The organism is Mesorhizobium sp. M7A.F.Ca.MR.176.00.0.0 (assembly GCF_004023165.1).
In the GTDB taxonomy this organism is placed as follows: Bacteria; Pseudomonadota; Alphaproteobacteria; order Rhizobiales; family Rhizobiaceae; genus Mesorhizobium.
In genome coordinates this window covers 1-244 of sequence record NZ_RZTC01000106.1, presented here as the reverse complement: position 1 = coordinate 244, position 244 = coordinate 1, and the positions used below count along the sequence as shown (strand labels likewise).

1 pseudogene is annotated in these 244 nt (G+C 68.4%); it reads right to left on the bottom strand.

From position 1 onward, the window contains the following. Positions 1 to 244, bottom strand: a pseudogene (locus EOB59_RS27145) (DUF4996 domain-containing protein); the annotation flags it as partial.

The following is a 244-nucleotide window of genomic DNA, read 5'->3' as shown; positions in this document are numbered from 1 at the left end:
CGGCATAAGGCACGCGAAAACCATTCGCCGTCAGCCATACGATGGCTGCCTTCGGCTCGTCCGTCTGGATGATTGTGGCGCCGCGATCGGCCCAAAAACCCCAGACTTCGCGCGGCAGGCTGGCCTGCACCGCCAGTTCGTCGCCGCGGCCGCCGGCCAGGAAGCCTCCCGGCTTGTTGGCGATGGCGTAGGTGTCGGCCCAGATGTGCCAGTTGCCCCTGACCGCGGCCGCGCGCATGCGCGT